Source organism: Cohnella phaseoli (assembly GCF_003386235.1).
GTDB classification, from domain to species: domain Bacteria; phylum Bacillota; class Bacilli; order Paenibacillales; family Paenibacillaceae; genus Cohnella; species Cohnella phaseoli.
In genome coordinates this window covers 120,151-135,809 of record NZ_QRDZ01000008.1, presented here as the reverse complement: position 1 = coordinate 135,809, position 15,659 = coordinate 120,151, and the positions used below count along the sequence as shown (strand labels likewise).

The following is a 15,659-nucleotide window of genomic DNA, read 5'->3' as shown; positions in this document are numbered from 1 at the left end:
TAAGGAAAAGGATGCAACCGAACCCTTTGAGCTAATAAATTTTATTGGGATCAATTGGTTTAATCGAAACATAACCACTTTTAGTCCTTTCAAGTATGTGGTTGTTTCGCATATCGACCACTTTGGCTTTGGTGTATCTGTCCATAATATTTTCAGAAAAAAGGGGGTTAGCAGTTGCTTCATGAGATAAATCCTTTACAATAACACGTATTTTTCTCATGATAAAGCACCTCCTAACTTTATTGTATAACTATTTGTCAATAAGAACAAGTGTTCTTTTCCCTAATTTGAATCGTCAATTGCTTGTTTCACCTTGTTGAATGCCTCTGCCATTGTTGCGCTTCGAGTAAACCACGCAGGAACCCTTGTCACATTTTGTGATGCTTTGGTATACTTTGAACCCTCAGTTTTCCAAGTCCTGTTATCTTCGAACAGAACCAATGTTCTGGTACTTCGTTCCGTATCTTCCACCCATTGATGGCGACCGGTTCCTGGATCGTAACTATAACTCCAATTAAGGTTTTCTTTTAGCGAGGCTAAATCATTCATCATGTGAATAATGCTTTTATAGCGTTGATCAGGGTGAACTTTTAACGCCTTTTTGACTACGGCTCTGAGTGAGTCAGGGATATGCGGTAAAAACGTATTCCTATCGGGGAATGTTCCGCGTAAAACTTCTTCTTGAGTTACACCACCCATTTGGAGCTTTAAGTCAAAGTCGGCATTACCATTGCACATTCTGTATAATGTAAGCCCTGCCTGAAAAACATCGTATTGTACTGTAAAGGCTCCCGCTTGAAAAATTTCGGGTGTTAGATGAGTTGGGTAGGCCGCTTGGACAGTTGCGAAGCCGTAACGGTTGGTAAGACCAGCTAATCCAAAATCGGTTAATAATGCCTTTCCTGCGTCATTGATAATGATGTTACTGGGTTTCACATCAAAGTGGATCAACCCTTTTGAATGAATGAAATGGAGGGCACTTAAAAAATCCAATCCGAAATGTATGATTTCTGGGATTGAAAGGAATTTATTATTAATGACGGAATTTAAAGACCCTTTTTTATAGTATGGCATTGCAAGGTAAAGTTTATCCGCATCTTGGCTTGCATAATGAATTTCCATTACATTTGGGTGCCTAGATTCATAAAGAAAACGTGCTTCAGTAAAATAAGGTGTTCCCTTAGGAATATCGGATTTATTAATTTCTTTGATAACAAGAGTTGCATCCAATTGAATATCTCTTGCGATATGTGTTTTCGAGTTTAAGCCTTCCTGGCCAATTTCCGATATTAATTCAAAGTATATCTCGCTGACCCTCATATCCATTGATCTCACACTCCTAGAGTTCTAAAGAGCCAAGTCCTGTTAAAATACTTTCTCGTTTCTCCAAATGACTTTTTGGGATATCTGGTATGTTGGCGATGTCATTAACGCCGTCGATGTAACCTGTGATGTCGGCAGTTGTTACTCCGAGAAGTCTAGCGAGAGTGGCTTTATTACCTAAAAAGTACTTTTCAACGGAGCTATCAACAAACAGTTCCTGAATGACGCCTTCGAGATATAACCTAAAGTTACTGATTGTTTGAGCTGTATTCTCAGAAATCCTGATCCCGGCATTTGTCACGTTAAAGCGCATAATGATTGAAAGTAGGTTTGTCCTGATATAAGAAAGTTTATGCGGGTTATCCGTCGCTTCCGGTACGGTAATTTTATCGATAAGAAATGGTTCAACTGTGCCGTCTGGCAAAACGTTAAAAACGGCAAAATGTACTGCCGAAGATCCCACGCGTATACCCATTCCGACTGTCATTTCTCGACCTCACTGTTTATGAATTCAAATCTATTCGTAAATATTAACATATTTTAGGTGGATGGCATATCTGGATATAACATAAAGATATATATAAATGTTGCAGACAAAGGGGACGCTAAAATGTACCATAAGTGACGGCGAAAAATTCGGCTGGGACTTGGTTTATTGCATAATCCTATCTATAAATACATGAATGCTCTTGATGTCTCCAGACTGAGCCACAAATAAGGGGATATTGAGACTATTGCTGATTTCACGAGCATACTCAATCTCTGCAGTTTGAAAGGCTTCAAGGAGGATAGAATTGAATTTGTAGCCATCTCTTTGAGAAAATCTTTCTTGAATAGAGCTTACTAAATCAGCTAGTACAATGATTGAGGTAGGTGATAATTTACTAAATGTAGTTAAAGGGATTCGTGTAATTTCACTGGACTGATTAAGAAGGCAGAAGTGACCGTCTAGCAAAAACCAGCCATTAACAGTAAGGCGATTTAATGAATTTGAGAGGAAATCTTGGTTCAGCTCTATATCGGGAATCAATTTATTGTGCGAATAGATTTCTTCTTTTTCATTAGAAATTAACTTGCTCGCCGAAAAGTGAGGGATTTCGTATTGCTTAGCGACATCCTTGCATAAAGAGGTTTTACCTACGCCATGAATGCCTCCAATAAAAATCATTTTTCTCACAAGTTCAATCCCCCGATCGGCTTATATGAACTATACCAAAATCAATACTACCAATGATTCAAAAATATGGTAACATGGAAGGGGATTCAGACTCAATAAGGATGTGACTATCTTGGAAGGATATATCCAGCATAAACTTTTCTCTGAAATCGAACTTACAGACCCCTTTTTCGATAGTCTTAAAGGAGACTATCCGGGTTTCGAAAATTGGTTTGCAAAGAAAGCTCAAGAAAGGGCATATGTGCTGTATAATTCTGGGGGAAAATTGGAGGCATTTCTTTACCTAAAGGTAGAGAAGGGTCCAATCGAGGATGTCACGCCATCTATAGAAGCGAAATCTGTATTGAAAATAGGTACAATGAAAGTAAATCCACACGGAACAAGGCTAGGAGAACGATTTATAAAGAGGGCCATAGACGTTGCGATTAATACAGGTGTAGAAGGTATTTATGTTACTGTATTTGAAAAACATGAAGGATTGGTTAATCTATTTCTGAAATATGGCTTTACGCAGCGTTCTACTAAGGAGTCTGCAATGGGTGTAGAACTTGTGTTGTGGAAACCCTTAACCGAAACAAAGAATAGTATACTCTTGGACTATCCAAGAATAAGTCAAAGAGGAAAAAGGAAGCATATTCTCTCCATTTATCCGGAATTCCACACCAGACTTTTTCCAGACTCAATTCTTAATAATGAGCGCTTTGACATTCTTGAGGATGTTTCACACACAAACAGTATCCATAAAGTCTTTATTTCTGCGGCACCAGTTTCTGGGCTTAGACCTGGTGATATAATAGTGATTTATAGAACTAGTGACAGGCCAGGTCAAGCGAGATTCAGGTCTGTGGCCACTTCTATTTGTGTTGTAGAAGAGGTTAAATATAAAAAGAACTTTATTGATGTTGGAGCATTCCTTGATTATTGTGAAAAATATAGTGTGTACACCAAAGAGGAATTGCAAGGTATTTATTTCGAAAACCAGCGCCATCACGTGATAAAGATGGTGTATAATATTGCTCTTAGGAAGAAGCTGACTCGAGGGCAGCTTATAGAACAACTTGGGATTGAGAGTGATCGTTGGACATTTTTTGAGCTGACCGACAATCAGTTCGATTCCATCTTGCAGGTAGGTGATGCACATGAAAGTCTTGTTATCGATTAGGCCGGAATTTGTTGAAAAGATATTCGCAGGAGAGAAGAAGTACGAGTACCGCCGTACGATTTTCAAAAAAGATGTTGAATCAATAGTAGTGTACTCAACCAAACCTGAGGGAAAGATTGTAGGGGAACTATTTATAGAATATATTTTAAACGATTCTCCTGAGTCCATTTGGTCATCCACACAAAAAGATTCTGGCATTAGTTACAGTTATTTTCAGGATTATTTTGGAGATCGAACGGAAGGTTACGCGATAAAGATCTCAAAGGTAGTACAATATGAACATCCTTACGATCCCACTATTCAGGATAGCAGTTTTCGAGCGCCTCAATCTTTTTGTTATATTGATTAAACGAACTCGGTTTCGACTTTTAAGGTCGAGACCTTTTATATTGTTATGGAAAATACCTTGTCAATTGCAGGGGCTTCCAAAGGAAAAGTTCCTTCCGACATGCTATCGGAGTAAGGGGCTGCGTTAAAAAAAGGCTTTTCGGTCTCATCGTTAAAAGTGAGTTCGACGCGGCCGACAGCTTCCTGGCATGTGCTCTGCTGAAGCAGGTGTATCAGGCGATTAGATTAATCGGGAAGCAGGGCCATAAGTGACGGCGAAATTTTTACATGGGGAAATGCTTTGGAATGTTGGTGGGGCGTGTGGAATAGTGAGATTTCGAGCCTCTAAGACCTTTGGTTTTAGGGGTTTTTAGTTTATTTTGACCAGGAAATTGTCCACTATTTTCCATATCGTAGTATGATAGGTATTAGTAATTGTTTTCAGATACAAGGCTTATAACATAGGTATTCACGAAGTTCATGAATAAGAAGTTATCGGAAATTCGAAATAAATAATAAAGCAAGGAGTGAGTTTTATTTTCCCTAATCTTGAGGACTATGACACTAAAGATTTCCGAAGTTTAATTCTCTATGCATGGCATTTCGAATTATTTGGACTTAAAGAATTAATTGAAAGTACGAATTATAGTATTCGTGATATTATTAGCAAAAATATAAAAATTGCCCAAGATAATATTAGTGATTGGAAAGAGTATGATAAATCCATGCAAATTGTTCAAAGCTATCATAGAATTACTCCCTTAGCGTATCAATCTTATTTGTTGACATTGTTCTCAATATTAGAAGCCTCTTTAGATAGATATTGTAATATCTGTGAAGATCATTTGAGTTTAACAAGTAAATTCTCCGACTTTACTTCTGAAAAGGACAAAGGGATCAGACGGAGCATAAAATATCTAGAGAATATAGTTAATGTCGAAACAATAAAATCAGACTTTTTATGGGGAAAGATGACTGTAATAAGTGATTTAAGAAATGATTTTATACATCGCTGCGGGATGGTAGGGAGAGAAGATAAAAAACGGAAATATGAAGAAGAACTAAATGTGTTTGTGATCGATGGAGCTATAATATTAACTTACGAAAATATGTTGGAGATCTATGAGTACGTTAGAAGATTTATGGAGTTTGTATTTAGTAGGAATATTAAGAACACTAAGAGCTCGATTCACAGTTGATAAAATACGCTCATAGCCCATAAACCTTTACGATTTAAGGTGTGCCACTTTAACAGCCAACGCGTCATACTGTCAGTGCAGGCAATCCATTATTTCTACATCCATCATCTACCGTAGATCTTTAGTATTTAATTTCTTTTCGGCATGTTTCCACTTGGTGGTGAATGAAAGTAAGGTGCCTCATGATTACCAAGCAATATTAACTAGTGTGCATAACCTTGCATCAAAGATTACTAGTGGTTCGCATCATATCGTCCCAGAGAATCGTGTGAGAAACATAAATTCAACTATTGGACTAATACAGTCATAACATCCAATTAGAAGCTCCGGAACACTAGCACTGGACTTTGAAAATTATTTAAGACGTTCGAAAGTTGAAGCACCTTACTATGATTTTAAACAAGGATTTTATATTGGAAGTATGGTATCCGAGTGAAGGTATTGATGAAGCTGTCATAGAAGCATGTATCAGGGGAATTAGCTGCGAATATCTTGAGCTAGAGACTGATCATATTTCATTTATTGAGCCGACCGACAGGGGGGAGGCGCTGCAAGCTTATTCGGAGCATATAGCTCGTTTCGGGGGGGATGTGAAGATGGTTTTCACGGAAGAACTGATTGAGTCAATGATGAAACAAATGTCACTTACGCGAGAGGAAGTAGTGAATCTGCTTGATCGCAGCGTATACAGTAACCAATAACGAATTAATGGGTATTGTGTTACGTTAACGAGGAACAATAGTAAAAACAATAAAAGCTTCTCTAAGATAATATCTGTATCCAAAGCCATTCTGAAGCCATATTGCAGATTGGCTTTTTTATGCTAAAATTAGATTGACGTCGTATGATTTTAGTTACCAAAATCAATAAAGGGGCGTGAATTGTGTGAACGCCAATACGATTAAAGTCGGAGTTTCTAATAAAGAAGGTCAGCTTGGTTTTATGTTCACTAAAGGCGGACATCGGGAGGGAGCAGGAAGGAAGAGCATCGGCGTAACGAAGAAAGTTTCTCTTACTTTGACGGATGAAATGTGGGAGAGACTAGATATGCATTGTGAGAAGCATAGAGTATCCCGTTCCGAAGCACTCCGTCGATTAGTGGAAGCGAACTTTAAATAAAGTGCAGGTGAGATGCATGCTCGTCCAAGTCGCGCATGATGCGCTTCTGCTCGCGCTACAGCACGTTTTACGTGCGGTATCGGCTAATAATCCAATTCCCATTCTCTCGGGAGTGAGAATACACACCAATGAGGATGGAATTATTATGACGGCAAGCAACACAAGTTTGGCTATCCAATATCGTATTCCGTTAGGTGATAGCTCGGCTACTGTGCAAAAGGCAGGGGCTATCGTCGTTCCCGGACGGTATTTTTACGAGATTATTCGCAAGCTGAGTGTAGGTCCAATCTTATTAGAAGCGAAGGAAAGGTGGTTTCTAACCATTGAGTCGGGGAAATCCCAAATTCGCTTATGCGGAATGGATCCTGTAGAGTTTCCGTCTTTCAACCATTCGTTATCCCCAGATCCCGTACGTAAGTTGCGTCTTGCAAACGGGTCCTTCCTAAAAGCCGTGAAGCAGACAGCTTTTGCCGCGTCTACGTCGGAGACAAGACCAGTGATAACTGGCGTTTCCCTGGTTTTTGGCAATGAGTTGCTCCATCTAATGGCTACGGACGGCATTCGATTAGCAGCCTTGACGATTCCGATCAACGGTCAAGCTACAGACATATCGAATGTAATCATCCCTGCGAATAACCTCAAGGAAGTTGCCAAAATGTTCAGTGCCGAAGAGGGGCTTATCGAGATCGAAACAGGTCTCCGACAAATAGGTTTTGCCATGAACAACTTGCAAATTCATTCTGCGCTAATCGAGGGCGCATTTCCATCCGTCAAAAACATCATTCCGCAGCGTTGTATATCACAGGTTGTCATGGAGAAATCAAGTTTGCTTCATGCGGTCGAGAGAGCCTGTGTGCTTGCCGGCGATAACATCATTAGATTGTCGGTGACCCCCGAAAGCGTTGAACTGACATCCAAAACGGCGGAGCTCGGAGAAACGGAGGAGGAGGTACAGCTCCAGACCTTGAGTGGCGACAAATTCATTGTCTCGCTGAACGGCAAGTTATTGATGGATATCCTCCGATGCATCGATAAAGAATCGATCAAGATAAGTTATTCGGGAAGCATGAGTCCGATCATGATTCTTCCTGTGGAGGACACTTCTGCTTCCCTGTTTTTGATTACGCCAGTTAGAACTGCAAGCTCTTTCACTTAAAATAGAGGTTACCCTAACGGTTACGATAGTTCAATCATCATTGTAAGGCTGCCGATTACTTTGGTGGCCTTCTGTATATTATTATGAATGTTCAATCAATAACTATGGGGGTTCGATCCTGCCTACGGCAGCTCCTTTCGCATTTTTCGTCGATAGACCCATTAAGCTGAACCGTATCATCTATAGAGCGAAATTTGTAGCGTTGTTGGCCATAACCTTAGAATCACTACAATCTATAAGTTTATTCATGCCCATCAGTACAATTGCTGCTAGCATTCAGTTACTGTTGTTGTAACTGCAAAAAATCGTCATGATGATCTTGTGCTGCGTATTGAATATAGTAGAGAAAGGGGCTCTTCTAGATAAAGGAAGGGTCCCTTTCTGCTGCTCAGGCGAGGTTTATGTAATTCAGGTTAACTCTGAGAATGTTTCAAATAAAAGATTATTGTGATTAAATTAGGATAGGGAATACTTCTATATCTATATAGATAGGATTGCATGATCATAAGACACGATGAGCGGTTGTATTCTTATCTCGGTGGCGCACGATTAGAAATCGCGAATTTTATACAACTGGCGAATGGGCTAGCGGAGATGGTGCGACGCGAGCACCAACAGACCCCGATCATCGGCTGTTTGAATCCCGCTAATATAATGGTGACGCAGGACGGCGGTTCGGCACGCTTGGCTGAAAGTTTAGAATGGCAACGGCCGTATCTTGCCCCTGAGCAATCCGGTAGATTAGGCCGCGTTCCGGATGGACGCAGCGATCTGTATGCATTGGGAGTTATGTATTACGAGGCGTTAACCGGTCGATTGCCATTCTTGCCCGATAACCAAGACGATTGGGAAACCGCGCATATTGCGAAAATGCCGCATCCGCTGTCCGAGCTCCGGCCGGATGCGGCCGGATCGATAGAGATGATCATTGCGAAGCTGCTCGCCAAATCGCCCGATGATCGCTATCAGAGCGCTTACGGGTTGCTTGACGATCTGCAGCAGTGCCGGAAGCTGTTGACTGCAGACGGCAAGTTGTCTTCATTCGAGCTCGGCCGATTGGACGCACGGCGTACGTTACGCTTCTCGGAAGCCCGGTACGGCCGGGAAGATGCCATGAGACAACTGGAATCCGGGTTGGAGCAGGCCATAGGCGGAGGCCAATCGCTGCGCTGGATCGTCGGCGAGGCGGGGAGCGGCATAACGACGCTTGTTCATGACTTGCGGCACACGGCAATACGGCATGGGGTACGCTTCGTGGAAGGGGGCTTATCTTCGGCATCGCGGCAGTCCGATATCTACGAACCGTTGATTCAAGCCTTGCGTCAGTGGATTCAGCAACTGTGGAGCGAACCTGCCGAAGTCTTGGAGAGGGCGAAGGAAAGACTGCAGACCGATTTCGGCGGGGAACTGCGGACAATCGCAGTTCTATTGCCCGAAGCCATGCCGCTGTTCCGCACGACAGAGACGATATCCGTCGTCGCAGATGCGGCGGAGGCGAATAGACGCTTTGGTGTCATACTCCCTAGACTTCTTCGTTGCTTGACGGAATGTGTTCCTGCCCTTGTGCTGTTCATCGATCACTTGGAGCATGCCGATGCAGGCACGCTTGAAGTCTTGCGCGAGTTAGCGCATGGGAAGGCCGTATCGGGGCTCCTGATTATAGGCGCTTGCGGCACCGCGCTAGCGCGCCGGGATGCTAACGCTACGGCGGCGTCTTGGCTTACGGATCGGATGAACGACTACCCGGAGGAGCGGGTAGCGTTGCTGCCGCTTGGCTACGAGGAAGTCTGGCGTTACATTGCGGATGCGCTGCACGATCGCTCCCTCCGTACCCGCTTGTTGGCCAGGGCGGCGTATAATCGTACAGGAGGTTCGCCAAGAGAGCTACGCCGTATGCTGGAAGACTGGTTTCTGGAGAAGAAGCTGGCTTTCGATGATCGGAATCGGCAATGGACGTGGGATGAGGACGCCGTGCGAAGCGTGCATGATGCACAGGCCGATCTGCAGCGGATGAACGAGAATTACGCCAAGCTTTCGGAGGATTCGAAGGCACTGTTAGCGATGGGGGCGGCGATCGGCTCCTCTTTTGGGTTATTGCTTCTCGCCGAAGCATGCGGGTGTCTGCCCGACGAGGCAATGGTCGGGCTCCGCGTCGCGGAGACGGAAGGAATCGTTGGATGCGAAGATCAGAAGACGCATCCGGGCAACGATCGGGATCGCTCGTATGTATTCTTGCATGACCATCTACGGGGATTGGCCTATGCCTACGATGCAGAGCGCAACGCGCAGCGGCATTGGCGGATCGGTCAGTTATTAAGAAGCGATCTGCAGGAGGGAGAAGGCGCCTCGCTGCTAGCGGCGATCGACCATCTGAATCTGGGCGTCGCGGCGATGCCGGAGCGGGAAGCCAGGCAATTGGCGGCGGATAATCTGCAAGCCGGATCGATGGTTCTGGAGCATGCCGATTATGCATTGACGATACGATATGCCGAAACCGGACTTCGGCTGTTGGGCGAACCGAAGGAAATCGAGTCGGGATCGGCTTATTTCGGTCTGAAGCTCATGCAATCTCGGGCATTGTATATGCGCGGCGAGAGGGTACAAGCACGGGATTTGTTGCTGGACTTGAAGAGTCGCGGCGAGAGGTTAAGCCGGGTCGAACGTGATCAGATTTGGGCGGTGCTCATTCAACTCCATGTGTTCGAGAACGACGGGTCCGTCATTCGGTATGTCGGCGACGCGTTAAGAGAATATGGATGGAAGATGAACGGTCATCCTTCCGTTCCGTTGACCATCAAGGAATTGCTGCAGACCCGGTTTGTATTATCCCGCAAGCTTCGTCAACTTCCGTCTCGCCGCGCTCATCCGGATTCGGAATTCGAAGCGCTGTGCGGGCTTATGCTGGAGCTTGCTTTTCCCATGATCGTGTACAGTCCGGCAGCCTCCATGGTGTTGTACGCCCGATTCATTCGTTATGGGATCGGCGAGGGAATTAACGAGGCGCTGGTCTGTCTCATCGGGATGTACGAGGTTCTCCTGCAAAGGGCGATTCCAGGGTTCATGCGGGGCTCCTTGTTCAACGAGTTGGTGAATCTGCCGGAGCTGAATCTATCGACTTCACACTACGGGTATCGGCTGGCGTACATCAAAGGAATGTCCGTCCAAATGGACAATCCCGCAGAAGGCTCGTCCTATCTGGAGCAAGCGTTGCGCAGGGGATTGGAATCCGGGGATAACGGCTTCGTTAACATGGCCGTCGTGACTTGCTTCATTACGCACACCGGCGACGTGTACAAGCTCGAAGCGTTACTGGATTACTTCGCCAAGCGCGTGCGACCTAAAGCGAATGAGAAAACGACGGAGATCGCCCTCATTGCCAGCGGCTATGCGGCCGCCCTTCGAGAGGAAACGGAGTTGGAGCGGTTCATCGCGATTCCTAATTCGGTGATCACGCCAAGCGAATGGCAGTCCGACGACAACTTCAGTTATTGCTGCAAGCTGGAAGCGGCCGTCGTGTCCGGTCGTTACCGGGAGGCCCTCTATTGGGCGAAGCGGGCCCGGGGCAATGAGATGGGGGCGGACTGGGTAAGAATTCGCAAACATCGCGTGCACGAGACGTTGGCCTTAGCTGCTTCCTATCCTTACGCGGATTCGCGCGAACAGAGGCGCATTAGGCAAGCGCTTCGCAAGCAATTACGCAAGATGACGAAATGGGAAGGATACCTCGGAGCGAACTCCTCCGCGCATAAGCTGTTACGGGCGGAGTGGGAGAGGATCGCCGGTAAGTCTAGCGATGTGCTAAGCGAATACTGGTCGGCGGCCAAGCAGGCGAGAGTGGAGAAGAACGGGCTCTTGGAAGGCATCGCTTGCGAACGGCTGGCCATCTACTATGAAGAGGAGCTGCTTAGCCGATCGGGAGCCATGATTGCGATGCTGGATGCTTGCGCGGCCTATTCCCAGTGGGGCATTACGCACAAAGTAACGCAGATTCGGCGGGAACGTCCCGATCTGACGTCTAGCGCTTCCAAGATTCATGATGCGTTGGGATGGGGAGTAGATGACCGTGCAAGCCTAAGCTTGCCGCAGCCGGACGATTGGGTCGCACAAGGGATCGCGGCGGGCGAGAATGCAGGGCTGCGACAGGTCGTTATAGGTAACGACGCAAGCGAGGGCGAATGGGCGGCTCGTCTTCTGGAGGCGGCGCTGCGCCAGACGGGGGCAGAGCGGGGGCTGGTCGTAAGCTTCAGCAAGGATGGCTTCGCAATCGAGGCGCGACTGGAAGCGATGTCGACGTTGGGGGCGTCTGCGTTGTATGCGGAGAGCGTACTGCGACACACGATGGGGACGAAGGAACCGGTCGTGCTTGCCGATGCGTATTTGAGTTATTTTGCGAAAGATGCCTATTTCACGGAGAAGGGTCCTCGATCGGTGCTTAGCATGCCGCTTACTGTGCCAGGGGAGCAGGCAGCCTTCGCTCTCTATTTAGAAAATCGGCATGTGTCGAACGTGTTTGCAAGCCGGGACGTAAGCGTGCTGGAGTGGTTGGCGACCCGAGAGATCTATCGGAGCCTGGTGGCGAATAAACATGCGGGCAGAAGCGAGGAGTACGTTGCTCAAGAGGCAAGATCGGAGTCGGATGCTCTCATAGAACCGCTAACGGCGCGGGAATCCGCAATCTTGTCCGCCATCGCGGCGGGTCTATCCAACCGGGAGATCGCGGAGCAATTCGACATTGCCGAGACGACGGTGAAGACGCATACGACCCGGATATTCGGCAAGCTGGGCGTGAAGCGGCGCGGGCAAGCCGTCGCCCGTGCAAAAGCGTTAGACTTGCTGTAATCATTTATTTTTTTCGGACGTACGACTTTCGTAGGACTACAATCTCCTATATTTCGCTCTATGCTAATGGCAAAGAGCGAAATATAGGAGATTTTTGTATGTCATATAGACCTAACGAGGGAGGAATAACAATGAAAGCAGCAAAGCGTCATCGTAGACTTTGGATCGGGATGCTGATCTTCGGGTTGTTCATTCAGCTGCTTCCTATGGAGCAGCCGGTAGTTAAGGCGGCCGCAGCGGTGGATTGGCAGGCCGTAGGGGATGAGGGCTTCTCGGATGGAGGGGCTCTCAACACATCGATAGCGATAGACCCCAGTGGCACCCCTTATGTTGTCTATGAGGAGGATACAACCGGCGGCAGAGTAACGGTGAAGAAATACGATAGAACCTCCAACAGTTGGGTGACTGTAGGCGATGCGAGCTTTTCGGATGGTATGGTTTATTCTTCGTCGATAGCGATAGACGGCAGCGGCACCCCTTATGTTGGCTATGTGGATGATGCAAACGGCATTAAGACAACGGTGATGAAATACAATGATACCTCTAGAAAATGGGAACCTGTAGGCGGTGTGGGCTTTTCACCAAGTATGGCTTCTGGGACATCCATAGCAATAGACCGCAGCGACACCCCTTATATTGCCTATGCGGATGTTGAACACGACGATAAGTTAATTGTGATGAAATACAATAAAACCACTAATGAATGGGAACCGGTAGGCAGTGCGGGCTACGCAGGAGTTGGCGCTAAAAATACATCGATAGCGATAGACCGCAACGGAACCCCTTATGTTGTCAATGATGTTCTTGCACACCAACAAGATCAGCCTAATCCATCGGTGGTTAAATACAATGGAGCGACTAGCCAATGGGAGACCGTGGGCAATGTGGCTAATTCAACACTTAAGGGTCTTTCGTCAAAAATGGTAATAGACGCAAACGGCACTCCTTATGTAGTCTATATCGGATACGCAGGCTCCTATGCACCAATCGTGAGGAAATACAATGGAACCACCCGCGAATGGGAGACCCTAGGCGGTGCAGGCAGCTTCTACAGTTCCACTCAAACATCGATAGCGATAGACAGCAGTGGAACTCTCTATATTGTCTATCGGGATCAAGCAGTTGCCGGTAGTAGAGCAACGGTGAAGAAATACGATGGAACCTCCAATAGTTGGGTGACTGTAGGCGGAGCGGGCTTTTCGGCAGCTGAGTCTAATTATACATCGATAGCGATAGACCGCAGCGGCACCCCTTATGTCGTCTATATGGATGGTGGACACAACGGTAAGGCAACCGTAATGAGCTATCCTGGCGCTGGTCCATATACCGTGAGCGCAGCCATCGCCGACCCAACACCGGGAGTCGGAGTGGATGATGCGGTTACGCTGACGGTGAAGAACTCGGAGGGGCTTACGAATACAATGTTTAACGGAGCGCACGAGGTGACGATCTTCGGCTACGCACAAGCGCCGGACGGCTCTTACGGCAGCTTTAACGGGACGGCCTTGACGGCGGGTCCGAACACGATCAGCGTCACGTTCACGAATGGGGTAGCTACGCCGAATTTGCAGTTAAATAAGGCGGCACTGCAGACGATCGGGTTCAGCGTGGCTGACGTGGCCACGCCGGCGACGAACATGGTAACCCTCACGCCGGTAGCGGGTATCGCGGCTTCGATGGCGATAGTTACAGATGCGGCGGCACCAACCGTCAATGGGGGCGCATTCGCGCAACAGCCCGCTGTGAAGCTTCTCGATGCTTACGGCAATGTTAGCACGGGTGACAGCAGCACGGTTGTGACGGCATCCAAGAAAGATGCAGGCGGATGGACGCTAACGGGAGCGGCAACGGCGACGGCAAGCGCGGGCGTCGCTACCTTCACGGGCCTCGGCGCCACGAACGCAGCCGAGGTAACGGGCGCGCAGCTCGCCTTCGATGCGCCGGGATTGTCGCCGATCACGGGAGCGACGGTCACGCTTCCTTGGCCTGGCACTGCTGCGCCAACTGTGGATTCGGTTACAGCTGGGGACAGCCACGTGCGGTTGACCTGGAGCGAGGTATATGGGTCAGTCAGCTACGCCGTATATCAGCGGACGGCTTCAGACAGTTACAAAGATGCGGTGGCTACGGTGAGCGGGTCGGTGTACGATGTCGTCGGTTTAACGAATGGGACTACCTATTATTTTGTCGTCAAGGCGATGAATCCATCCGGAGATAGCGCAGCTTCCAATGAAGTAAGCGCAACGCCCCGGACCGTTCCGGAGGCGCCAACGGGCGTGACTGCAACGGCAGGCAATGGACAAGCAACCGTCAGCTTCACGGCTCCGGCGAATGGAGGGAGCGCGATTATGAACTACGAGGTGACGGCCTCGCCGGGGAATAGGTCCGTAACGGGGACATCAAGCCCGATCACGGTAACCGGGCTATCCAACGGAGTCGCGTATACGTTCACGGTGAAGGCTATTAATGGAGCGGGCAGCAGCGCGGCTTCCGTGGCCTCCAATGCGGTAACGCCAAGCGCGCCTTCCGGCGGCGGGGGGACATGGACGCCAACGCCAAGCGCAACGCCTGATCCGGAACCTGCGCCTACAGGGCCTGTGCCTACGGAGCCGGAAGTGAATCCCTATAACGACAGCATGATTAACTTAGTCGAATTAATCGCAAGGTTCGAGGCCGCAGCCGCGGAGGCTAAGCGAGCAAATCTTAACGCTGATCTAGCCGAAATCCAAGGGCACTGGGCGGAGAAGACGATCCATCTATTCGTCAAGCTGCATTTCATGAAAGGCTACGAGGATGGCAAGTTTAGAGCGGATGGTACGATCACACGTGCCGAATTTGCAGAGCTGCTGAACCGTGTATTCGACTTCCAGCCAGGCAGCGGCACGACGAGCGCAGCATTAAGCGATATCGGGAATCATTGGGCGAACAGCTCTATTAAGAAGCTTGCTTATGCAGGGATAATCACGGGCTACAAGGACGGCACGTTCAGACCGGATCACACGATTACGCGCGAGGAAATGGTCATCATGCTGTCTCGGATCATTAATCTGACCGACGTGAGGAAGGATACGACAAAAGGAAACTTCAATGATCTGAAGGATTCTTACGCGGCCGAAGAGATCATGGCTGAGGCACAGGCGGGAGTCATTAATGGCAAAGGGAACGGGAAATTCGATCCCGGAGGCAAGGCCACCCGCGCGGAAGCGCTGCAGATCATCTTGAACGTGCTGGAGATGAATCCGCAATTGAAGGCGCTGTTGGATTCGCTTAAGTGACAATGTAATCATTCATCGCGTTCCTTCGAGCCAGCCGGCCCATAACCGGCTGGTTGTGGAGAAGAGTGTTTTCGTCGAATCG

The 15,659-nt window shown here is 47.6% G+C and carries 12 protein-coding genes; 8 read left to right on the top strand and 4 right to left on the bottom strand.

From position 1 onward, the window contains the following. Positions 1-31: 31 nt before the first annotated feature. From DFP98_RS12285 to DFP98_RS12270, 4 genes are all read right to left on the bottom strand, one after another. Positions 32-220, bottom strand: a complete 189-nt coding sequence (locus tag DFP98_RS12285; protein ID WP_116060885.1) for a hypothetical protein — start codon at positions 218-220, stop codon at positions 32-34. A gap of 62 nt (positions 221-282) precedes the next feature. Then, on the bottom strand, positions 283-1,326 hold the full coding sequence (locus tag DFP98_RS12280; protein ID WP_116060884.1) for a serine/threonine-protein kinase: 1,044 nt from the start codon (positions 1,324-1,326) through the stop codon (positions 283-285). 13 nt (positions 1,327-1,339) lie between these two features. Beyond that, positions 1,340-1,810, bottom strand: coding sequence for a hypothetical protein (locus tag DFP98_RS12275; RefSeq protein WP_116060883.1), 471 nt, complete (start codon positions 1,808-1,810; stop codon positions 1,340-1,342). 165 nt (positions 1,811-1,975) lie between these two features. Beyond that, on the bottom strand, positions 1,976-2,491 hold the full coding sequence (locus DFP98_RS12270) for an ATP-binding protein (protein WP_246016517.1): 516 nt from the start codon (positions 2,489-2,491) through the stop codon (positions 1,976-1,978). Positions 2,492-2,612: 121 nt separating this feature from the next. On the opposite strand from DFP98_RS12270, the gene DFP98_RS12265 reads away from it, so the two are divergent. The 8 genes from DFP98_RS12265 (at position 2,613) to DFP98_RS12230 (ending at position 15,577) form a co-directional block, all read left to right on the top strand. Continuing rightward, positions 2,613-3,662 (top strand): N-acetyltransferase, encoded by a 1,050-nt coding sequence (locus DFP98_RS12265; protein ID WP_116060881.1) that lies wholly within the window; start codon positions 2,613-2,615, stop codon positions 3,660-3,662. Continuing rightward, positions 3,640-4,011, top strand: a complete 372-nt coding sequence (locus tag DFP98_RS12260) for an ASCH domain-containing protein (RefSeq protein ID WP_116060880.1) — start codon at positions 3,640-3,642, stop codon at positions 4,009-4,011. Before DFP98_RS12265 ends, DFP98_RS12260 begins: the two co-directional genes overlap by 23 nt. A 505-nt stretch (positions 4,012-4,516) precedes the next feature. Next, the gene (locus tag DFP98_RS12255; RefSeq protein WP_116060879.1) at positions 4,517-5,188 is read left to right on the top strand and encodes a hypothetical protein; all 672 of its coding nucleotides are present in this window, start codon (positions 4,517-4,519) and stop codon (positions 5,186-5,188) included. A gap of 389 nt (positions 5,189-5,577) precedes the next feature. Continuing rightward, entirely contained in the window at positions 5,578-5,889 is a 312-nt protein-coding gene (locus tag DFP98_RS12250; protein WP_116060878.1) for a hypothetical protein, read from the top strand. Positions 5,890-6,073: 184 nt separating this feature from the next. Then, positions 6,074-6,307 carry a ribbon-helix-helix domain-containing protein gene (locus DFP98_RS12245; protein WP_116060877.1) on the top strand — a complete coding sequence of 78 codons (234 nt, stop codon included), beginning with the start codon at positions 6,074-6,076 and terminating at the stop codon, positions 6,305-6,307. Between the two features lie 16 nt (positions 6,308-6,323). After that, positions 6,324-7,463 carry a DNA polymerase III subunit beta gene (dnaN, locus tag DFP98_RS12240; protein ID WP_116060876.1) on the top strand — a complete coding sequence of 380 codons (1,140 nt, stop codon included), beginning with the start codon at positions 6,324-6,326 and terminating at the stop codon, positions 7,461-7,463. Positions 7,464-8,147: 684 nt separating this feature from the next. After that, complete coding sequence (locus DFP98_RS12235; RefSeq protein WP_220377087.1) at positions 8,148-12,302, top strand: helix-turn-helix transcriptional regulator; 4,155 nt, start codon at positions 8,148-8,150, stop codon at positions 12,300-12,302. Positions 12,303-12,433: 131 nt separating this feature from the next. Beyond that, a complete protein-coding gene (locus DFP98_RS12230; RefSeq protein ID WP_181917647.1) occupies positions 12,434-15,577 on the top strand; it encodes an S-layer homology domain-containing protein in 3,144 nt (1,047 codons plus the stop codon). Positions 15,578-15,659 lie beyond the last annotated feature (82 nt).